The sequence below is a fragment of the Granulosicoccus antarcticus IMCC3135 genome (assembly GCF_002215215.1).
In the GTDB taxonomy this organism is placed as follows: Bacteria; Pseudomonadota; Gammaproteobacteria; order Granulosicoccales; family Granulosicoccaceae; genus Granulosicoccus; species Granulosicoccus antarcticus.
Genome location: NZ_CP018632.1, coordinates 1 through 20,859 on the forward strand (window position 1 = coordinate 1; position 20,859 = coordinate 20,859).

Annotated in this window: 16 protein-coding genes; 13 read left to right on the forward strand and 3 right to left on the reverse strand. The window is 51.5% G+C overall.

What is annotated here, in order from left to right:
• The first annotated feature begins 301 nt into the window (after positions 1-301).
• The 7 genes from dnaA to IMCC3135_RS00035 all read left to right on the forward strand — a co-directional run bounded on the left by dnaA (position 302) and on the right by IMCC3135_RS00035 (position 10,861).
• Entirely contained in the window at positions 302-1,693 is a 1,392-nt protein-coding gene (gene dnaA / locus IMCC3135_RS00005) for a chromosomal replication initiator protein DnaA (RefSeq protein ID WP_088915700.1), read from the forward strand.
• A gap of 262 nt (positions 1,694-1,955) precedes the next feature.
• On the forward strand, positions 1,956-3,062 hold the full coding sequence (gene dnaN, locus IMCC3135_RS00010; protein WP_088915701.1) for a DNA polymerase III subunit beta: 1,107 nt from the start codon (positions 1,956-1,958) through the stop codon (positions 3,060-3,062).
• Entirely contained in the window at positions 3,059-4,129 is a 1,071-nt protein-coding gene (recF, locus tag IMCC3135_RS00015; protein WP_088915702.1) for a DNA replication/repair protein RecF, read from the forward strand. Before dnaN ends, recF begins: the two co-directional genes overlap by 4 nt.
• A 35-nt stretch (positions 4,130-4,164) precedes the next feature.
• Positions 4,165-6,576, forward strand: a complete 2,412-nt coding sequence (gene gyrB, locus IMCC3135_RS00020; RefSeq protein ID WP_088915703.1) for a DNA topoisomerase (ATP-hydrolyzing) subunit B — start codon at positions 4,165-4,167, stop codon at positions 6,574-6,576.
• A 55-nt stretch (positions 6,577-6,631) separates the two neighbouring features.
• Positions 6,632-8,656 carry a M3 family metallopeptidase gene (locus IMCC3135_RS00025; protein ID WP_088915704.1) on the forward strand — a complete coding sequence of 675 codons (2,025 nt, stop codon included), beginning with the start codon at positions 6,632-6,634 and terminating at the stop codon, positions 8,654-8,656.
• Between the two features lie 9 nt (positions 8,657-8,665).
• The gene (ubiD, locus tag IMCC3135_RS00030) at positions 8,666-10,123 is read left to right on the forward strand and encodes a 4-hydroxy-3-polyprenylbenzoate decarboxylase (protein ID WP_088915705.1); all 1,458 of its coding nucleotides are present in this window, start codon (positions 8,666-8,668) and stop codon (positions 10,121-10,123) included.
• 192 nt (positions 10,124-10,315) lie between these two features.
• Positions 10,316-10,861 carry a hypothetical protein gene (locus IMCC3135_RS00035; RefSeq protein WP_157735644.1) on the forward strand — a complete coding sequence of 182 codons (546 nt, stop codon included), beginning with the start codon at positions 10,316-10,318 and terminating at the stop codon, positions 10,859-10,861.
• Here the strand turns inward: IMCC3135_RS00035 and IMCC3135_RS00040 are convergent.
• Both IMCC3135_RS00040 and IMCC3135_RS00045 read right to left on the reverse strand, forming a co-directional pair.
• Entirely contained in the window at positions 10,757-13,477 is a 2,721-nt protein-coding gene (locus IMCC3135_RS00040) for an EAL domain-containing protein (protein WP_157735646.1), read from the reverse strand. The genes IMCC3135_RS00035 and IMCC3135_RS00040 overlap by 105 nt on opposite strands.
• 182 nt (positions 13,478-13,659) lie before the next feature.
• Positions 13,660-14,406 carry a uroporphyrinogen-III synthase gene (locus IMCC3135_RS00045; RefSeq protein WP_088915708.1) on the reverse strand — a complete coding sequence of 249 codons (747 nt, stop codon included), beginning with the start codon at positions 14,404-14,406 and terminating at the stop codon, positions 13,660-13,662.
• 80 nt (positions 14,407-14,486) lie between these two features.
• Between IMCC3135_RS00045 and argH the strand changes: the two genes are divergently transcribed.
• A complete protein-coding gene (gene argH, locus IMCC3135_RS00050; protein ID WP_088915709.1) occupies positions 14,487-15,938 on the forward strand; it encodes an argininosuccinate lyase in 1,452 nt (483 codons plus the stop codon).
• Here the strand turns inward: argH and IMCC3135_RS00055 are convergent.
• Complete coding sequence (locus tag IMCC3135_RS00055) at positions 15,923-16,600, reverse strand: alpha/beta hydrolase (RefSeq protein WP_088915710.1); 678 nt, start codon at positions 16,598-16,600, stop codon at positions 15,923-15,925. The genes argH and IMCC3135_RS00055 overlap by 16 nt on opposite strands.
• Positions 16,601-16,674: 74 nt before the next feature.
• Here IMCC3135_RS00055 and IMCC3135_RS00060 point away from each other — a divergent pair, with 74 nt between their 5' ends.
• From IMCC3135_RS00060 to xerC, 5 genes are read left to right on the forward strand one after another with little or no spacing between them, the layout of a single operon-like run.
• On the forward strand, positions 16,675-16,929 hold the full coding sequence (locus IMCC3135_RS00060) for a hypothetical protein (protein WP_157735647.1): 255 nt from the start codon (positions 16,675-16,677) through the stop codon (positions 16,927-16,929).
• 39 nt (positions 16,930-16,968) lie between these two features.
• Entirely contained in the window at positions 16,969-18,216 is a 1,248-nt protein-coding gene (gene lysA / locus IMCC3135_RS00065; RefSeq protein ID WP_088915712.1) for a diaminopimelate decarboxylase, read from the forward strand.
• Complete coding sequence (gene dapF, locus IMCC3135_RS00070) at positions 18,213-19,046, forward strand: diaminopimelate epimerase (protein ID WP_088915713.1); 834 nt, start codon at positions 18,213-18,215, stop codon at positions 19,044-19,046. Before lysA ends, dapF begins: the two co-directional genes overlap by 4 nt.
• A 6-nt stretch (positions 19,047-19,052) precedes the next feature.
• A complete protein-coding gene (locus tag IMCC3135_RS00075; protein WP_088915714.1) occupies positions 19,053-19,847 on the forward strand; it encodes a DUF484 family protein in 795 nt (264 codons plus the stop codon).
• Between the two features lie 2 nt (positions 19,848-19,849).
• Positions 19,850-20,836 (forward strand): tyrosine recombinase XerC, encoded by a 987-nt coding sequence (gene xerC / locus IMCC3135_RS00080; protein ID WP_269467046.1) that lies wholly within the window; start codon positions 19,850-19,852, stop codon positions 20,834-20,836.
• Positions 20,837-20,859 lie beyond the last annotated feature (23 nt).

Genomic DNA, 20,859 nt, shown 5'->3' on the forward strand with positions numbered 1-20,859 from the left:
GGATGATTTTGACTGTTTTGTTAAGTACTTTTTCATCTCTTTATATAGAGTCGAACCATTGACAGCGGGATTCTTTCTAGCCGTTTCAGTCGCGCCCCGTGTAGGCTACTCTTCCGACCGGATTCATCCGGGCTGCAGCACGAATTTTTCGATCCGCGCCTCAGCTCCATGAGTTCTAGTAAAATTCAACATTGAACCTCGATGCGTTATTCGCGTAGAGTTCATTCCCCCTGCCGTCGTCACCTTGGTTATACAACCATACGTGATAGCTGCTACCGTTCATGCCTTGGAGATAACGCAGTTGAGAGCACCACTTTGGGATCGCTGTCTGTTGAAACTCGAAGCTGAGTTATCGGACCAGCAACTCAACACTTGGATACGACCGCTCCAGGCTTGGCATGAAGCCGATCAATTGCGCATCCTGGCGCCGAACCGTTTCGTATTGGATATGGTGCAAAGCAGTTTCCATGCGCGTATTCAGGAAATTGCCAGCGCATTGACGGCCCCTGAGTCTATCGAGGTCAAACTGGTCATTGGCTCCGGCCAGGCCAATGAGACGCGGGATGCATTCCCGGCACTCGATCGCGAACAGCCAAATCGCTCGCGAGAACGCAATTCTATGTTCGGCGCGGCCCCTGCGAAATCCCAGATAGCCAAGAGCATCCCGCCTCTGGACTCTCACCTGAAACCCGAGTTCAGTTTCAACACTCTGGTCGCAGGTAAAAGCAACCAACTCGGTCGTGCCGCCGCTCTACAGATTGGCGGTGCCCCCGGAACGGCTTACAACCCCTACCTTATTTATGGTGCATCGGGTTTGGGCAAAACTCACCTGATGCAGGCCATCGGCAATGAAATCCTGGCCAACAAACCAGATGCCAGAGTTTCATATATCAATTCTGAAACGTATGTGCATGAGATGGTCAACGCACTTCAGCATGGAAAGATGAATGAATTCAAGGCCTACTATCGTGGCCTCGATGCGCTTTTGATTGACGATATTCAGTTTTTTGCCGGCAAGGAGCAGACTCAGGAAGAGTTCTTCCACAACTTCAACGCTCTTTTTGAAGGTAACCAGCAAATCGTTTTGACCTGCGATCGTTATCCCAAGGAGATCAACGGTCTGGAAGAGCGTCTGAAAACCCGCTTTGGCTGGGGCTTGTCAGTTGCCATCGAACCGCCTGAGCTTGAGATGCGTGTAGCCATCCTGAACAGCAAGGCCGAACAACGCGGTGTAATACTCCCCTCAGAAGTCAGCTTCTTCATTGCCAAACGGATCCGCAGCAATGTGCGCGAATTGGAAGGAGCACTGAAACGCGTCATAGCAAATTCTCAATTGATAGGCACCCCTATTACACTGGAATTTACTCGAGAAGCCCTCGCAGACCTTCTGGCCGTGCAAGCCAAGACTGTCAGCATAGAAAACATTCAGAAAACGGTTGCCGAGTACTACAACATCCGTCTCGCTGACCTGTCTGGCAAAAGCCGCTCACGCTCCGTTGCGCGCCCTCGGCAGCTAGCCATGGCCCTGGCCAAGGAACTGACCAGCAAAAGCCTCCCAGAGATTGGTAAGGTCTTTGGCGGCAGAGATCATACGACGGTCCTGCATGCGTGTCGCAAGATCGTCGAACTGAAAGAGTCCGATGACAACATCCGCGAAGACTACAGCAACCTTCTAAGGACTCTGTCCAACTAAGTTACCTTCCCTTTCAGGATGACTCATCTTCGGGTATAACCCTGTGGATAAGTTATCAACAAAGTGTGCATTGAATGAACTCTCATATTTATCCACAATTCATGCACAGGAAGGAAGCCTGAAGTCAGAGTAGTTATACAGACCAAAATAAACGTCCAAGTTATTGATTTAATAAGTAAAAAACGGGTTATCCACAGACTTAGCCGTCAGTAATAGTAGTAATAATAACCACACAATACAAACACACCTTTTTCTATCAGCCATGAAATTCAGTGCACAACGCGAAACTTTGCTGACGCCTCTGCAGCATGTAGTAGGCGCAGTTGAACGCAGACAGACCTCTCCCATACTCGGAAATGTCTTGATGACGGCCGATGATGGCTATCTGACGCTCACAGCAACCGACTCCGAAATTGAAATGCAAGCCAGAGTGGAAATGCATATCGATCAACCAGGGTCGACAACGGTACCTGCAAGAAAACTGTTGGAAATTTGCAAACATCTACCCGATTCAGCCAGGGTCGACTTTATCGCCACCGGTGACAAAGTCATTTTCAAGTCGGGCAGAAGCAAATTCACATTGGCAACACTTCCAGCTGAAGAATTTCCAACTGTTGATGCGTTAAACGAACCTCAACAAGTCATATTGACCGCTGACGTACTTTTGCAATGCATCAAGAACACAGCTTTTTCAATGGCCCAACAAGATGTCCGTTTTTACTTGAATGGCATGCTTCTGGAAATTGGTGCAGATCGTCTTTCTTGTGTTGCCACTGATGGTCATCGTCTTGCCTATTCACAATGCGCAACCAATGCCGAACCAGAAACTCCTGTCAGAGCAATCATTCCCAGAAAAAGCGTTGGTGAATTACAGCGGCTCCTGGGAAGTGTTGAATCTACTGACACCGTCACCTTGTTAGTCACCTCCCAACATCTGCAGATTCAGGTAGGTGGAGTCAGACTGACAACCAAATTGATTGATGGACGTTTTCCTGACTACAACCGCGTCATACCCATTGACGGAAACAAGGAATTACTCATTGATTGCCAAACGCTCAAGCAATCACTGACGCGAGCTTCAGTGTTATCCAATGAAAAATATCGAGGTGTCAGAATTGCTCTTCAAACCGGTACTTTGACAATCTCCAGTAACAACCCTGATCAAGAAGAAGCCATCGATGAGTTGGAAGTTGATTACACCGGTGATTCAGCTGAAATAGGTTTCAATGTCACTTACTTGCTCGACGTACTGAATTCACTTGAAACCGTCAATGCAAGAATTCTGATCAAGGATGGAAACAGTAGTGCTTTGATCACCCCGGAAACCACTAGCGACAGCAAGTACGTTGTCATGCCGATGCGTTTGTGATTCTCACAAAGCTGGAAGTATCCAGCTTCCGAAATGTTGTAAATCTATCCCTGGAACCGCATCCCCGTCTCAATCTGATTACGGGTGATAACGGAGCTGGTAAAAGCTCGATTCTGGAAGCGATTCAATGCCTGTCTACCGGGCATTCTTTCAGAACTCGAAAGGCCCGCGAATTAATCAGCCGGCAATCACAGTCATTCACTTTGACTGCACTCTTCAAAGATCCCAACACTGCTCGTGAACATCGTTGCGGTTTGCAACGAATGCGCGATGGTTCTGTGGAACTTCGTCTGGATTTCGAAGAAGTTGGCAGTATGTCTGGCGTAACCAGACTTTTACCCGTAAAAGCCTTAACACCAGACAGTCATAAGCTCATTCAAGAAGGTCCTCATGAGCGACGTCAATTCCTGGATTGGGGAGTGTTCCACATGGAACATTCGTTTTTTGACATCTGGAAGCAATTCAAACGGTCACTATCTCAACGGAATCAACTTTTACGTGATTCCGGATCTATAAATGAATTGCGCACCTGGGACGGACTATTTGTCGAGTCTGCAGAGCAGTTAAACAAACTACGCGCCGTTTACGTTGAACAATTAGCCATTGCACTTCAAAAACGAATGACTGATATCAATGCAAGGTTCCACGTGGAACTTCAGTATCGATCAGGTTGGTCAGATGAACACAAACTCGCAGATTTGCTGATTCGCAACCTTGATTACCACCGGCGAATGAAAACCACCACTGACGGACCGCATAGAGCCGAGCTGAGTCTGCTTGTTGATGGGGTGCCAGCGAAACAAGTGCTTTCCAGAGGTCAACAGAAGGTGTTGGTCTATTTACTGCATCTGTCCCAGCTAGACTTACTTGCAAACATCAACGCTCGACAAGCCGTGGTTCTCTGTGATGATCTGACTTCAGAGTTGGACAAAGAGCACTCAACCGAACTGATTCGTCAGTTATTGGATCTGGACGGTCAGGTGTTCGTTTCGGCTGTTGATTTGGAGGTTTTACGAGACTATGAACACACTGAGTTTCGTATAGAGCACGGAGGGCTTAAAAAGTAGTATAATTAGTAGGTTACGCTAAGCAGACTGAACGAATGAGCGATTCTCCCAGCTACGACTCCAGCAACATCAAGGTTCTCAAAGGACTCGATGCAGTACGCAAGCGTCCCGGGATGTACATTGGAGACACAGACGACGGTACCGGTTTACACCATATGGTGTTTGAGGTCGTCGACAACTCCATTGATGAGGCTCTTGCAGGACACTGCAGTGCCATCAACGTCACTATCCATACCGACGAATCCGTTAGTGTTTCAGATGACGGTCGCGGTATACCGGTAGATATTCACAAAGAAGAAGGCCGTTCCGCCGCAGAAGTCATCATGACTGTGCTGCACGCCGGCGGTAAATTCGACGATAACTCCTACAAGGTTTCCGGCGGATTGCATGGCGTAGGCATTTCAGTCGTCAACGCACTCAGCGAATGGTTGAAACTGACTATTCATCGCGATGGGTTCATTCATACCCAGGAATACAGCGATAGTAAGCCAGTGTCAGACCTTCAACAGGGCGAAGCCACTGAACTTACCGGTTCGAAGATTCATTTCAAACCCAGCGCCGATACGTTTACCAACATTCACTTCGAATACGAAATTTTGCGCAAACGACTGCGTGAATTGTCGTTCTTGAATCGTGGTGTTCGCATAATCCTGAAAGATGAACGAAGCGATCAAACCGATACATTCGAAGCTGAAGGCGGTATTCGCGCCTTCGTTGAGCATCTGAACCGCAAGAAAAACTCAGTTCACGGCACGGTCATCCACACATTGGGCTCGAAAGACGATGTCGCAGTAGAAGTCGCGCTGCAGTGGACCGATACCTATCAGGAAAACATTTTCTGCTTTACCAACAATATTCCACAACGGGATGGTGGTACGCACCTGGCTGGCTTTCGTTCTGCCATGACACGCACGCTTAACCAGTACATGGAAACCGTTGGTGTCAGCACCAAGGCCAAGGTTTCTGCCACCGGTGATGACGCACGCGAAGGACTGACAGCGGTTCTATCGGTCAAGGTACCTGATCCGAAATTTTCGTCGCAGACCAAGGACAAACTGGTCTCCTCGGAAGTCAAAGGCATTGTCGAATCCGTGCTCGGTGAATTCATGCACGACTTTCTGCAGGAGAATCCGACAGAAGCTCGACAGATCACAGCCAAGATCATTGATGCTGCCCGTGCTCGAGAAGCGGCGCGTAAAGCCCGCGAAATGACACGTCGCAAGGGAGCTCTGGATATTGCAGGGCTGCCAGGTAAGCTGGCTGATTGTCAGGAGAAAGATCCAGCCAAATCAGAAATCTATCTGGTGGAAGGGGACTCGGCTGGTGGATCAGCCAAGCAAGGCCGCGATCGTCGTCGTCAAGCCATTCTGCCGCTGAAAGGCAAGATCCTGAATGTTGAAAAGGCTCGATTCGACAAGATGCTGCAAAGCGTCGAGGTCGGCACTCTGATCACAGCGCTAGGTTGCGGGATTGGTCGGGATGAGTTCGACATCGACAAGCTGCGTTATCACTACATTGTCATCATGACCGATGCTGATGTCGATGGCTCCCATATCCGAACTCTGCTCCTGACATTCTTTTATCGTCAGATGCCAGAGCTCATTCGACGTGGTCATATCTACATCGCACAACCTCCTTTGTTCAAGGTCAAGAAGGGCAAGCAGGAACGCTACGTCAAGGACGAACCTGAACTCAACGCCTATCTGTTACAGCTGGCTCTGGATGGTGCTCGCCTGCATGTTAATGCAGATGCCCCCAGCATCAGCGAGACCGGTTTCGAGTCACTGGCCCAGGAATACATGCGCGTTGGATTGCTGATGAATCGTATGCAGCGACGTTTCAATCGCGACATTCTGGAAGCCATTATCAACCAGTCAGCCCTGACGGAAGATGATCTGAAGGATGCAAGCAAAGTCGCTGCCTATGGCAAGGAACTGGTAGGCACACTCAATTCGCAATTGTCCGTCACCTCGCAATACACCTCTACACCACTAGAGAAAGATGAACTGCACGGTGTGCAATTGATCCGACGCGTGCATGGCAACGACAAGGAAGTATTCCTGGATCCTGGATTCTTCAAATCTCCGGACTACCGCACCCTGGCCAAGTTGGCAGAGAAGCTGGTAGATATGCTGGGTGAGGGCGCTTATGTCGCTCGAGGTGAGCGTGAGCAGCCGGTCAGCACGTTCAAGGATGCGATGGAGTGGCTGTTAACTGAATCCAAGCGAGGCCTGACCATTCAGCGCTACAAAGGTCTGGGTGAAATGAATCCTGAGCAATTGTGGGAAACCACAATGGACCCGACGGCGCGACGCATGCTCCAGGTCAATATCGAGGATGCCATTGCTGCAGATGAAGTATTCGACACTCTGATGGGCGATCAGGTTGAACCTCGTCGTGACTTTATCGAACGTAATGCTCTGTCGGTTGCAAACCTGGACATCTAGGTTCTGACCTTCGTCTCTACACACGAACCATTTTTCAATCACTGTCTATTAGCTCATGTCTGAACTGCTGATTCAACGCCCTGACTTCTCTGCCATCGATGTCGATACAATCGAACAGCAGCTCGAAGAAAAGCTGGCTGATTGTCGTTCGGTTGTTGCCACGGTTTCTGCACTGGAGAGTCCCGATTGGGATTCTCTGGTACAGCCCATGGGAGAGGTTCATAACCGATTGAGTCTGTTCTGGTCTCCGATTAGTCACCTCAATTCGGTGATGAATAACGATCAGTTGCGAGAGGTTTACAACCGCTGTCTTCCAACTCTCAGCACCTACTACACGGAGTTGGGTCAGAATAGTGCCTTGTACAATGCAACACTGTCACTTAAGGACAGTGCCGAATTCGCGGCCATGCCGGCGGAACGTCAGCAACAGATTCACCACGAACTACGTGATTTCGAACTGGGTGGTGTTTCTCTGGAAGCAGCTGACAAGAAACGCTATGGGGAGATTGCTCTGGAGCTATCTCGTCTGACCACTGAATTTTCAGACAGCGTTCTGGATGCCACCAACGCTTGGGAAAAACTTATTGCTGATGAGGTAGAGCTGGATGGCTTGCCTGCTTCCGCCATAGCCGCGGCACGGCAGCGGGCGAAGAGCAAGGGGCAGGATGGCTATTTGCTGAATCTGGAGTTCCCCAGCTATATCGCCGTGATGATGTCTGCCAACAACCGTGAGCTGAGACAGGAGGTCTATACGGCCTTTTCGACTCGAGCATCAGATCAGGGACCCAACGCGGGACAATTCGATAACTCCGAACGCATCGAAGCCATCTTGTCTCTGCGAGCTGAAAAAGCAACTTTGCTGGGTTTCGAATCCTATGCTCACCTATCAGTCGTACCCAAGATGGTAGAGACACCTCAGCAAGTACTCGACTTTCTGGACGACTTGGCGGTGCGAGCTCAACCTGCCGCTCGCGAAGAATTTGCAGAGCTGAAGCAGTTTGCCGCGAACAATCTGAACTTGTCAGACCTGGCTGCCTGGGACATCACTTACGCCAGCGACCGTTTGAAGAAACACCGGCACGATTTATCAGACGAGGAACTGAAACCTTATTTTCCTGCTGATCGGGCAGTGCCCGGTATGTTCGCAGTCATCGGTAAATTGTTCGGTCTGGAAATCAAGATTGTCGACGAGGCCGTGACCTACCATCCCGATGTAAACCTCTATGCCATCACCGATAGCAAAGGTAATCCACGGGGTGAGTTTTATATGGATAACTACGCGCGTGAGAACAAACGCGGTGGGGCCTGGATGGATGTCTGTGCAACACGGCAGCGAGTAGGCAATGCGATTCAACAACCTATTGCCTACCTGACCTGCAATCTGACGCCTCCTGTCGGTGACGATCCTGCCTTGCTGACACATCAGGAAGTCACGACTCTGTTTCATGAGTTCGGCCATGGCTTGCATCATATGTTGACGCAAATCGAGACAGCAGGTGTTTCAGGCATCAATGGTGTGGAGTGGGATGCTGTCGAACTGCCCAGCCAGTTCCTGGAGAACTGGTGCTGGGAACGAGAATCGATCGATATGATCAGTGGGCATTATCAGACTGGTGAACCACTACCCGATGCACTGCTGGAGAAAATGCGCAACGCTCGCAATTTCCAGAGCGCCATGCAACTGGTCAGGCAACTGGAATTCTCCTTGTTCGACATGCATCTGCATCTGGAATCACGATCCGGTAAGCCAGCTGATGTACAGGCAACACTGAATGGCATTCGACAAAGAGTAGCCGTTGTACCCGTACCTGAATTCAATCGCTTCCAACACAGCTTTTCGCATATCTTTGCGGGTGGCTACAGTGCAGGATACTTCAGTTATAAATGGGCTGAAGTCTTGTCTGCCGATGCATTTTCCAGATTCGAGGAGGAAGGAATCTTCAATGAGACCACCGGTCAGTCCTTTCTTGAAAATGTACTGGAAGTGGGCGGCTCTCGTGATGCCATGACAAACTTTGCGGCATTCAGAGGCCGGGAACCTCAGGTGGACGCCCTCTTGCGTCATTCCGGTCTGGCGTAGACACTAGACATGAAATACAGGGATTTGCGTGATTTCCTGGCTGGTCTTGAGGCCAGAGGTGAGCTCAAGCGGATATCAGAACCGGTTGACCCCAATCTGGAGATCACGGAAATCTGTGACCGTACCTTGCGCAGCAAGGGTCCGGCATTGTTATTCGAAAACCCCATTGGTTCAGATATACCTTTGCTGGGCAACCTCTTTGGCACACCAGAGCGTGTTGCGCTGGGGATGGGAGAGGACTCGGTAGAAGCGTTGCGTGAGGTTGGCAAGTTGCTGGCCTTCCTCAAGGAGCCTGACCCACCCAAGGGCCTCAAGGATGCCTGGAACACGCTGCCGGTATTCAAGAAGGTTCTGGATATGGCGCCCAAAACGACGCGCTCAGCAGCCTGTCAGGAAGAGCAGTGGGAGACGGTTGATCTGTCTCGCTTGCCGGTTCAGACATGTTGGCCTGGTGATGCGGGTCCGCTGATTACATGGGGGCTTGTTATCACTCGTGGACCACACAAGAAACGTCAGAATATGGGCATTTATCGCCAACAGGTGATAGGTCCAGACAAGACGATCATGCGCTGGTTGAGCCATCGAGGCGGGGCACTGGATTTTCATGAATGGCAACAGACAAACCCTGGCGAACCTTTCCCGGTTGCTGTTGTGCTCGGAGCCGATCCAGCCACCATTCTGGCGGCCGTCACACCCATTCCCGATTCCTTGTCCGAGCACGCTTTTGCAGGTTTGCTTCGCGGCGAGCGTACGCTGCTGACCAAGGCAAAATTATCCGATCTGCAGATACCTGCCTCAGCTGAGTTCGTGCTCGAAGGTTTTCTGTACCCGGGCGAGAATGCACCTGAAGGACCGTTTGGTGATCACACGGGTTATTACAACGAAGTTGACGAATTCCCCGTTTTCACCATCGAGAAGGTGACGCACCGGCGTGATCCTATTTACCACTCGACTTATACGGGTCGACCACCGGATGAGCCGGCGATTCTGGGTGTTGCATTGAATGAGGTCTTCGTTCCCATTCTGCAGAAGCAGTTTCCGGAGATTGTTGATTTCTATCTGCCTCCGGAAGGCTGTTCGTACAGAATGGCGGTGGTCAGCATGAAGAAGCAATACCCCGGACATGCCAAGCGCGTGATGATGGGAGTCTGGTCGTTTCTTCGTCAGTTCATGTACACCAAATTTGTTATCGTCGTAGATGACGATGTTGATGCGCGATCCTGGGAAGACGTCATCTGGGCGATAACCACCCGTATGGATCCTGCTCGCGACACGACCTTGATTGAAAATACACCCATCGATTATCTCGATTTCGCTTCACCGGTATCCGGTCTGGGTTCGAAGATGGGGATGGACGCCACCAACAAATTACCTGGTGAAACGAATCGTGAATGGGGCGAACCCATTCAGATGGATGAAGCGGTGAAAGCTCGTGTTGATGCGATGTGGAGTCGTCTGGGCTTGTAACTCACAGCATCTGGTGACTGGGGTTTGTGCACTTGGCGGACTGATCAGGGGGGGGTAACCTTACCTACCGAATTACATGATTTTTCACGGCTGTCGTACCATGCCATTACAGGAAAATTTGCCGGAAGATACAACTGCTGGCTCCTCGTAATGTGACCCTGTGTTACCCCTCGATCAACGCCAGAGATATTGATGGAAGTAATGCCAGCCTGGATTCAGCAGCAGGAGTCCGTTATCGGCTTTGTCGAGCTGACGTCCATGGTGTCAGAATTAATGGTGGTTTTCGAAGGAGAGCAATCCGATGATTGGGCTGAAGAGGGGCAATCAGGTAGCGACTGGGTTTCGCCGAGTACCCTGACTCGAGTCATACGTCATGGTAGTAGCGCCTCTCTGCATAGCGTGCTCAACCAGGTGCCCGATGCGGTTTCTGCAGAATTCGAAGTGATTCATGACAACAGCAAAGTGTTTTCATGGTGTGAGTATTTGTGGCCTCACCTGCGAAGTAGAGAGCTTGTTCAGGAGCGCAGCGAGCAGATCAAAATACCCGTCAAGTGCTTTTACGAGATGATGTCATTTCATCAGGAGCGCAGTACCTCCTGGTTGCGTCGATACCGTTCTTTGATGAACGAAGAACTATCGTTGCGCGACTGTCGAATCGAGGTCGATAAAGTTGGCGTAGTGGCTCAACCTGACAGTTTCCAGATTTTTAAGAGTGTTGGCCATTTCTCGGGCCGGTAATGGTTTAGAGAAATAGTAGCCCTGATACCCTTCACATCCTTCTTTTGCAAGCATGGGCAGTATGTCGCCGTCCTCTACACCTTCGGCAATAACTCGTATTCCCAGTGTTCTGGCTAGTGCAATGATGCTCTTGATCACCGTCACGGCATGGGGAAAGCGCTTGATATCGGCTATGAAGGATCTATCGATTTTCAGATGATCGAGAGGCAGCTGGCTCAGATAAGCCAGTGAGGAATAGCCGGTTCCAAAATCATCGAGCGAAATTTGAACTCCTAAATCTTTGATATCATTGATAATATTTGTCTCTATGGTCTGAACCAACGCAGATTCGGTGATTTCCAGTATCAGGCTATCTGGTCGCATGGAGTGCTTGTCCAGAGTCGCTGCAACTCTCTGCGCAAAGTGTGGTGTACCCAGTTGCCGTGCAGATACATTCACAGACATGGTCGTGGCCGGTCCTATCAGACCTTTGCGCAACCAGATTCTATGTTGTCCGCAGGCTTGACCAATGGCCCATTCACCCAGTTCGCCAATCAGCCCTGTCTCCTCGAGCACATCAATGAAGGCGCCCGGGCTGACATGTTCGCCGGTGTCTTGCGGCCAGCGCAACAAAGCCTCGAATCCCAGTAGACGTTGTTCCTTGATCAGCAGTTGAGGCTGATAGAAGAGTTCGAAATCCTGACGATCAACAGCTCGTCGCAAACTGGTGATAAGCACCGATCTGTCACGTTGGGCTTGATCGAGTTCAGGGGTAAAGAAGATATGTCGCGATCGACCAGACAGTTTTGCCCGATACAGCGCCACATCAGCTTGTTTGATCAGGCTGTTGGCGTCTTGTGAGCCGTTGTGACCCATCCCGGTCGCCAAAGCGATGCCGACGCTGGCAGAGACATACACTTCTTCCATTTGTAAAAGGAAGGGTTGCTTGAGACCATGCACGATGGCATCAGCCACGATACTGGCATCCTGACTGTTCTCCAGAGTGCGCAGTGTCACAGTAAATTCATCACCACCGAGCCGGGCAACGACATCCTCTTCACGCACGGTATGCCGAATTCTGCGCGCTACCTGTTGCAGCAACTCATCGCCGGCATCATGACCCAGGGTATCGTTGATAGCCTTGAAACCATCAAGATCAATGAACAGTAAGGCAATGATTCCATGTGGCTTGCGCTTGTCCAGTGCCAGGTGCAACTGGTTGAGAAAGCTATTGCGATTGGGCAGACCTGTCAAAGCGTCGTGATGTGCAATTTGCGTCAGTCGTTTTTCTGCCAGGTATTGCTCGGTAATGTCCATGATCACAACGAGGCTACCGGTCAGGTTTTTCAGTGAGTTGATCAGACCGGTCGCGCTCATGCTGACCCACAGAGAACGCCCATCAGGAGGGTTCAGACGCACCACCTGACGATAGGTATTGCCATCCAGCAGAGCACGACGCATATTCATCAGCGTTTGCGCTCTCTCGTTTTCATAGAGGGTGTCAATCCAGCCACTGTGCATGTTCTGTTCGAGAGAATGTCCAGTCAGCTGACACCACATGTCGTTGGCATAATCACAAGTCCATTCCTGGTTGAGCTTGACGATGCCCACCGGTGCCAGCTGCGCGAGTGTTTTGTACTGGACAGAGGCATCCTGCAATTCGCGCGCAGATTGGATCCGGTCACTGATGTCATTGAAGATCAGAGTGCTGAATACCTGATCCTTGATACGAGTATGAAAGCTTGCAAGCTCCACGGCAAAACGACGACCATCCGCTTTCATCGCCATGACGTTATTCACGACAGTGGCAGGGGTATCCTGAGATTGCAGCGAATTGTTGTAACTGGCGGCTCGATGTCGGAGTGAATCGAGCACATCCTGCGGCAGAAAATTATCGACTGAGGAGCCCAGAGCCTGATGAATATCGACACCGAACATTCGTTCGCAGGCAGGGTTGAAGGCGGTGATCTTGATGTGTTCATCAATCGTCATCACACCATTGAAAGATGCGTTCAGCACCGTGACCAGTTGCCGGCTGGTTTGCCCGATGTCGGCAATGACATTGTTGATGCCGCGATTCACGATGCTGTTGATGTGCACTCGCATGAAAGCATCGAGCATGGATTGCAACCGGTCGAGAAGCACCAGATCGAAGCGAAGCTCGGCATTGGCCACGAATAACAAAGCTCGCACTTCATCCTTCTCGCGTATCGGCAGCAAGGCAAAGGAGCGTACGCGTGGATGACAACTGGGCAGATTGGATGTCAGCAGACTGGCTGCATTATTCGAAAAAATGGCTTTGCCGCTGGATATGACGTCCATCAACAGGCTATCCGGCTGACGATGAAGTAGCGTGTCGTGTTGCCTGGAGGCAGAGCCGCCGGTCTCTAGTGATACCACTGCATCCAGTTTCAGCAGCAGACCCGTGCTGGCCTGTGAGGGTTCCAGGCGCAGTACACAGCCATAGCTTGCATCAATGAGGCGTAATGACTCAATGATCAGCTCTTCACCCAGTTCACGCAAGGACAAGGCACGCGCTACCCGATCGCCGACTCGTTCGAGGAATCGGATCTGGATATTGTCTACAGCTTGTCGCACCTCGTGATCGGCACGCCTCTCTGTTCCAGTATCACTCACACGAATCGGTATTCCTGTAATCCACTCCACGCGGATATTGTGCTCTCCTCAGAAGTGAGGTGAGCCAATCACTCTATAACGAACAGGGGGAATTGCCCAACTGTTCAATCTAGTGTAGTGCAAGCATGACCATGTGAAGCGAGGAGACCTGTTATGACGTCATCGGATATGTACACATAGTGTCAGGAATGCAATCTGAAAAATTGCTGTATTGCTGTTATCTGACCCTCATCACCGGGTGGGCAGGCCACGATCGGATCCTTCGAAAAGCCGAACAGTTTCGCCTTCTCGATAGCTCGTTGACTGTTTACCACCAATGGTAGCTGCAGCACGCCAGGTAAGTGCTGGCCGGTCAGGATTACCAGGTTATCCAAAGACTCGTTACTGGTAACGCTAATCAGATCCAGTGGCTTTTTGTCGAGAATTGTTGCAATTAAATGCATGTTTTTACTGGGTATTTCACGGCGGTACAGATCCATTTCCGACACTTGCCAGCCTGATGTTCGCAACTGACTGCTGATCAGATCACGTCCACCTTGACCTTTGATCAGCAACAAGCGAGCAGGTAAGTGATGGCTGAGTTGCGCCAGGTAGGCTTCACTGTTGAAAGGGGCCTGTGGAATCAGTGCCAGGGGTTGGTTGAGTGTCTGCAAGGCTCTGGCGGTGGCGGCACCAATGGCATGTATAGCAACGCCATCCCAGGGCAGTGGTCGCTGTGCATGGGCAAAATTCACAGCATTGGCACTGGTGAACAGCACGATATCAAATCGTACTTGAGGATCATCCTGCAATGGTGTACCGGGTAACGATGCAATGCTCAGGCAGGGCAGGTGACTGACCGTGAAACCCAGAGCCTGCAGCTTGTGCGAAAAAGCGTGATGTTGCCCGGTCGGCCGTGTGTTCAGGATATGCGGTGATGATGAAAACATGGTCTCGATTGTCTGCTTCCGGTACCCGAGTTCGAGTCTAATCAGTACACTTGTACCAGTATGCACCAGACAATTTGATTATGAACTCTACAGATCAACCCACGCAAGCTGACGGTAACGCAGCCCCCCAGACTTCAACGACCAACTCGCAATGGGGAGGACGTTTCAGCGAATCGACCGACGAATTCGTGCAAGCGTTTACCGCATCGGTGCAATTCGATCAACGCATGTACCGCCAGGACATAGCGGGTTCACGGGCGCACGCCACTATGCTGGCGCGCATCGGCGTGCTCAGTGAAGAGGACCTTGCAGCCATCATCGGTGGACTGGATGCGATCGAAACTGATATCGCAGAAGGTAACTTTACCTGGTCTATCGCACTCGAAGACGTACACATGAACATCGAGGCTGCTCTCACAGCCCGCATCGGCGACGCCGGTAAACGGCTACATACGGGTCGATCGCGTAATGACCAGGTGGCGACGGACATTCGTCTGTACATGCGTGATGCCTGTGACGCCTCTGCCGGTGAGTGCACCCGTCTTCTGGAAGGTTTACTGACACTGGCGCAAAAGCATACGGCCACCATCATGCCGGGTTTCACTCATTTGCAGACCGCTCAACCAGTTACCTTTGGTCATCACGTCATGGCCTGGTTCGAGATGCTGCTGCGCGACCTGGAACGACTCGGTGATACTCGCCGTCGCTTGAACCGCATGCCATTGGGTGCGGCTGCTCTGGCCGGAACTTCCTACCCGATAGACCGTGAAGTGACCCGCGAGTTGCTGCAGTTCGATGCGGTTTGCGAAAATTCCCTGGACGCGGTGAGTGATCGCGACTTTGCGATTGAATTTTGTTCCAACACCGCTATCTGCCTGATGCATCTGTCCCGCATTGCCGAAGAACTGGTTCTGTGGATGTCGGCGCAATTTCGTTTCATTGATCTGCCGGATCGCTTCTGCACTGGATCTTCGATCATGCCGCAGAAAAAAAATCCCGATGTGCCAGAACTGGTGCGTGGCAAGACCGGTCGAGCTTATGGCAATCTGATGTCATTGCTGACGCTCATGAAAAGTCAGCCGCTGGCCTACAACAAGGATAATCAGGAAGACAAAGAACCATTGTTCGATTCTGTGGACACCCTGCTTGGCTGCCTGCGTGCATTCGCAGATATGCTGCCAGCTATCCAGGTCCGTGAAGACTCAATGCGTGCCGCGGCCAGAGATGGTTTTTCAACGGCGACTGATCTTGCTGACTATCTGGTGCGCAAGGGTCTGGCTTTTCGCGATGCGCACGAGGTTGTGGGCTCTGCCGTTGCGCATGGTGTCCAGCATTCGCTGGATCTGGCTGATATGTCGCTGGAAGTGCTGCAGGGCTTTGATGAGCGAATCGAGGCCGATGTCTTCGATGTACTGACCCTGGAAGGGTCAGTCAATGCGCGCCGCCATATCGGCGGCACTGCCCCAGAGGCTGTCAGCGGCGCGATCGAACGGGCCAGAACGCGCCTGCTCAGTGCTTACATGCCGAACTGACGCTTCAACCAGTTGGATACATCGACTACTTCATCGGCACTGACGCTGTGTGCCATGGGGTAGTCGTGCCATTCAAGTGCAATCCTGTTTTCAAGCATCACGTCGCGAGATTGCACAGCATGTTGCATCTGGATGACATCGTCCTGTTGTCCATGTGCCATGAAGACGGGAACAGATCGGCGCTCCTCGGTGATGAGGGGCAAGGTAATGTCCTGAATCGGCAAGTAGGTGGATAAAGCCAGAATGCCGCCAAGCGTGTGCTTGCCAGTCAGTCCTTCATACAATGCAATGGCACCGCCTTGTGAAAAGCCTGCCAGTGTGATGTTGCGTGCTGCAACGCCAAGTTCGATCTGATGATCAATAAGATCGCTGACGAGGCTGGCAGATTCACTGATGCCGGCGCTGTCCTGTTGACGGCTGCCAAAGTCCATCGAGTTGATGTCATACCAGCCACGCATGGCTGCGCCACCATTGACGGTAATGGGCCGAACTGGCGCATGAGGAAATAGAAAACGTACACCGGGACGTGCCAGTAACTGCAGTTCTGGAACGATGGGTTCGAAGTCGTGGCCGCTTGCACCCAGGCCGTGTAGCCAGATTACGGTGTACTCGACTTGTTCGGCGGTATTGATTTCAATGCAATCGAGCAGTTTCTGGGACATGGCTTAGTACTGCTCTGGCGTGGTTAATGGGCGAGGCGAGTATACTCCAAAGCCCCCTTATCGAGAGTATTGGCATGAAACGGCAAAATATGAACGGATTCATCTGCATCTTGCTGCTGTCTGTTTTTCTGGTTTCCTGCGGCAATAAAGGTGATCTGTTTCTCATTGCCGATCCCATCAGTCAGCAGGATATGCAACAACTCCAGCAAAGCCTGAATACTGATGACATACCCACCGGTGATGCCGTGGATGTGGATGATCAGGATGTCTACAAGAAGCCGCTCAAAGATAGTGACGATACATCTGGCGCGTCGCCAGTCGATAAATAAACGGGATTTCCCCGAAGAATTCAACAGCTGAAACTAACAATGACTGCCTTTCATCGCCAAGCCGGATCGCTCATGAGCGACCAGAAAACGCTGACATCCCTGGCCGAGGAGTTTGGCACCCCGCTGTATGTCTACAACCGCAAAGCCATCGAACAGGCCTGGCAGGAATTTGCCCAGGCGCTGGAAGGTCATCGCCATCTGATCTGTTATGCGGTCAAGGCCAATAGTAATCTGGCTATTCTGAATATTCTAGCGCGTCTTGGCTCGGGCTTCGATATCGTCTCTGAAGGGGAATTGAAACGCGTGTTGGCGGCCGGCGGTGAGCCGGGCAAGATTGTCTTTTCCGGTGTTGGCAAAAGCACCCGTGAGATGGCGGCGGCTCTGGAGGCTGGTATCCGATGCTTCAATGTGGAGTCCGACTCAGAGCTTGAACGTCTGGCAGAAGTGGCGGCCGCCCACGGTGTCGTGGCTCCCGTGTCACTGCGTATCAACCCTGATGTGGATGCCATGACGCATCCCTATATTTCGACAGGATTGAAGGAAAACAAATTCGGTATCGGCATGGCCCATGCCATGGATACCTACCGGCGCGGTGCTTCTCTGGCCTCCCTGAATATCAAGGGAATCGATTGTCACATCGGTTCGCAGTTGACCAATCTGGAACCTTACGCCGATGCTATCGCTTTGCTGATAGACATGGTTGATCGCCTGGACGGTGAAGGTATCCATCTGTCTCATGTCGACATAGGGGGCGGTCAGGGTATTGCCTATACCAGCGAGGAATCACATCTGAATATCGCCAGCTGGGCTGACTGCGTCGTACAGGCAATCGGTGACAGGGATCTGGAAATTCTGGTCGAACCCGGTCGTTACATCGTGGGTCAGGCAGGTGTGTTGTTGACTCGGGTGGAGTACCTGAAGAGCAATGAAGATCGACATTTTGCCGTTGTGGATGCTGCCATGAACGATCTCATCCGACCGGCGTTGTACAGCGCCTGGCAAGGCATCGAAGAGGTGGAAACACTGGAGCGGGAGTCAAAAATCTATGATGTTGTGGGTCCGATCTGCGAGTCGGCCGATTTTCTCGGCAAGCAACGCGAACTGGCAATTGCTCAGAACGATTTGCTGTGTGTCCGCTCTTCAGGCGCCTATGCCTCTGTAATGAGTTCCAATTACAACACACGAGCACGCGCAGCCGAGGTCATGGTAAGTGGTGATGATGCGACTCTGGTACGTGCTCGTGAGGATATCGATGCCTTGTTTGCGAACGAATTCATGCTGCCATGAAGTCCATTGAATTTACCAAGATGCACGGTCTTGGCAATGATTTCATGGTCATTGACAATCTCCGGCAAGGGCTTGAACTGAGCCCGCAGCAGATACTCAGCCTCTCGGACAGGCATACCGGTATCGGTTTTGATCAGCTGCTGGTGGTGGAGCCTGCCAGTGTTGATGGTGTCGAGTTCGACTACCGGATTTTCAATGCTGACGGCACCGAAGTGGAGCATTGTGGCAACGGTGCACGTTGCTTTGCCCGCTTTGTCAGTGATCGTGGCATGACGAAAAATCGATCCATCCGCGTAAATACCTGTAATGGCGTGATAACGCTTGTCTTGCAAGATAATGGAGAGGTCATGGTGCAGATGGGCGTGCTGGTTTTCGAGCCTGCCGGGGTGCCTTTTCTAGCCGACAATGAGGCGCTTTTCTACGATCTTGAAGTCGCTGGGGAAAACTTTCAGGTAGGTGCTGCCAGTGTCGGTAATCCGCATGTGTTGCTACAGGTTGATGATGTTGATTCCGCCGAAGTTGAGCGTCTGGGACCATTGATTGAAAGTCACCCACGTTTTCCAAGACGGGTCAACGTCAGTTTCATGCAAATAATTGACAGACAAAATATTCGTCTGCGAGTCTTCGAAAGAGGGGTTGGTGAGACGCAAGCTTGTGGCAGCGGAGCCTGTGCTGCCGTGGCTATAGCGCATCGACAAGGAAAACTTGACAATTCGGTGTCTGTGACCTTACCCGGAGGCGAATTGAAAATACATTGGCCAAATGAAAAGACATCAATTGAAATGACGGGCCCATGTTCTACAGTCTTTGAAGGACAAACGAGAATGTAGAAAAACATGCAACCCGAACAAGCTGATCTGAGCCAGGTATTGACCGATGATGATGTACTCCGGTTTCTGAGTAGAAACCCTGAATTCTTCGTCAACAATCAGGACATTCTGCCAAGACTGCGCATACCCCATGAGACAGGTAGTGCAGTCTCTCTGATCGAAAGGCAAGTCAGCGTACTGCGTGGCAAATGCGGAACACTGGAAAACAGCCTGCGTGACCTGATCGGTGTTGCACGTGAAAACGAATCCTTACACCAGCGCCTGCACGTTTTGATCCAGGAAATCATTTCAGCCAGAAATCTCAACAAGATTGTCGATCTGACACGAGCCAGCCTGCAACAGAACTTCAACGCCGACGATGTTCATCTGCTGCTGTTCTGCACGGAGCCCAAAAAACCTGCTGTACGTAAGCGTACAAGCGCTGTGAGCGCGGCAAAGAGTGCGACCAAGGCTGCACCTCGGGTACGCACTCAAAAGCCGATTGAGGGCACGCAAATTGTGCCGCACGATGATTCGGCGCTAGAGCTGTTCAGTGAGTTGTTCGCCAATGCTGAGACGATTTGTGGTCTGCCGAGCGAAGAGCAACTATCGAGCCTCGTCGGTCAGGATCATTCCGATGTCGCCTCCGCTGCCTTGATACCACTGCAACATGAAAGACCACTGGGCGTCATCATACTGACCAGTCGTGACGAGTCGCGCTTTGCATCGGGCAAGGGTGTGATGTTCCTGAATCACCTGGGGCAATTGCTAAGTCGCAGATTGGCAACCTACGGCACCATTTTACCTGTAACGGTCGCGTGAAGATGGACAAGGCCAGAGAGGACAACGCTGGCTCTGTCATGATGGAGGAGGATGCTCAGGCTGCCGAGCAGGAAGACTCTGTCTTTCAGTCTGCCATTGACCAATACCTTGAAGATCTGCGCGTTGCTCGCCGGAGTTCACCGCACACTGTCAGCAACTATGCGCGCGATCTGCATGCGATTGCTCGTTCAGCTCAGACCAGAGAGGTTGACGGTTGGCGGAATCTGACGGCCGATCATGTTCGCAGCATCATCGCTGAACAACATCGTGATGGCATATCGGGCCGTAGTCTGGCTCGCCGTCTATCTGCGTTACGGGGTCTCTACAATTTTCTGATGGGGCAGGGTCTGTGTGAGGTAAATCCTGCGCAAGACATTCTGGCACCCAAGGACAAGAAAGCCCTGCCCGCGACGCTGGACCCGGACGAGGTCAGCAGGCTACTGGCACAGAACCTCAACGATCCGATGATCTGTCGTGATCTTGCCATGTTCGAATTGATGTATTCATCTGGTCTACGGCTGGCTGAACTGGTCAGCATTGACTTGGCAGATCTGGATCTGAGTGTCGGTCAGGTTCGTGTTACAGGTAAAGGCGGCAAGGTTCGTGACTTGCCTGTGGGTGAGCATGCAGTCAACGCCGTCAACAAGTGGCTGGGATATCGTCGTAGTCTGCCAGGAGCTGATGATAGGGCGGTTTTTCTCAGTTCCCGGGGGCAGAGAATTGCGCCGCGCACCGTACAGATGCGGTTGAAGAAACTGGCTGAGTCTCAGGGGCTCGAGCGTGACTGCTATCCGCATATGCTACGGCATTCATTTGCCAGCCATCTGCTGGAGAGCAGTGGCGATCTGCGGGCAGTACAGGAATTGCTGGGCCACGCCGATATCAGCAGTACTCAGATCTACACGCATCTGGATTTTCAACACCTGGCGCAGGTGTATGACGAGGCGCATCCCCGTGCGAAACGCAAAGGCGTACCAGAGGACAGTTAAGGTGCCTGAGACTTCGTGAAATC

Bases quoted from the DNA above. Each gene is read 5' to 3' on its own strand.
- dnaN (WP_088915701.1), top strand. From the start codon at position 1,956: ATGAAATTCAGTGCACAACGCGAAACTTTGCTGACGCCTCTGCAGCAT.
- gyrB (WP_088915703.1), top strand. From the start codon at position 4,165: ATGAGCGATTCTCCCAGCTACGACTCCAGCAACATCAAGGTTCTCAAA.
- IMCC3135_RS00025 (WP_088915704.1), top strand. From the start codon at position 6,632: ATGTCTGAACTGCTGATTCAACGCCCTGACTTCTCTGCCATCGATGTC.
- ubiD (WP_088915705.1), top strand. From the start codon at position 8,666: ATGAAATACAGGGATTTGCGTGATTTCCTGGCTGGTCTTGAGGCCAGA.
- IMCC3135_RS00035 (WP_157735644.1), top strand. From the start codon at position 10,316: ATGGAAGTAATGCCAGCCTGGATTCAGCAGCAGGAGTCCGTTATCGGC.
- IMCC3135_RS00045 (WP_088915708.1), bottom strand. From the start codon at position 14,406: ATGTTTTCATCATCACCGCATATCCTGAACACACGGCCGACCGGGCAA.
- argH (WP_088915709.1), top strand. From the start codon at position 14,487: ATGAACTCTACAGATCAACCCACGCAAGCTGACGGTAACGCAGCCCCC.
- IMCC3135_RS00055 (WP_088915710.1), bottom strand. From the start codon at position 16,600: ATGTCCCAGAAACTGCTCGATTGCATTGAAATCAATACCGCCGAACAA.
- IMCC3135_RS00060 (WP_157735647.1), top strand. From the start codon at position 16,675: ATGAAACGGCAAAATATGAACGGATTCATCTGCATCTTGCTGCTGTCT.
- lysA (WP_088915712.1), top strand. From the start codon at position 16,969: ATGACTGCCTTTCATCGCCAAGCCGGATCGCTCATGAGCGACCAGAAA.
- dapF (WP_088915713.1), top strand. From the start codon at position 18,213: ATGAAGTCCATTGAATTTACCAAGATGCACGGTCTTGGCAATGATTTC.
- IMCC3135_RS00075 (WP_088915714.1), top strand. From the start codon at position 19,053: ATGCAACCCGAACAAGCTGATCTGAGCCAGGTATTGACCGATGATGAT.
- xerC (WP_269467046.1), top strand. From the start codon at position 19,850: ATGGACAAGGCCAGAGAGGACAACGCTGGCTCTGTCATGATGGAGGAG.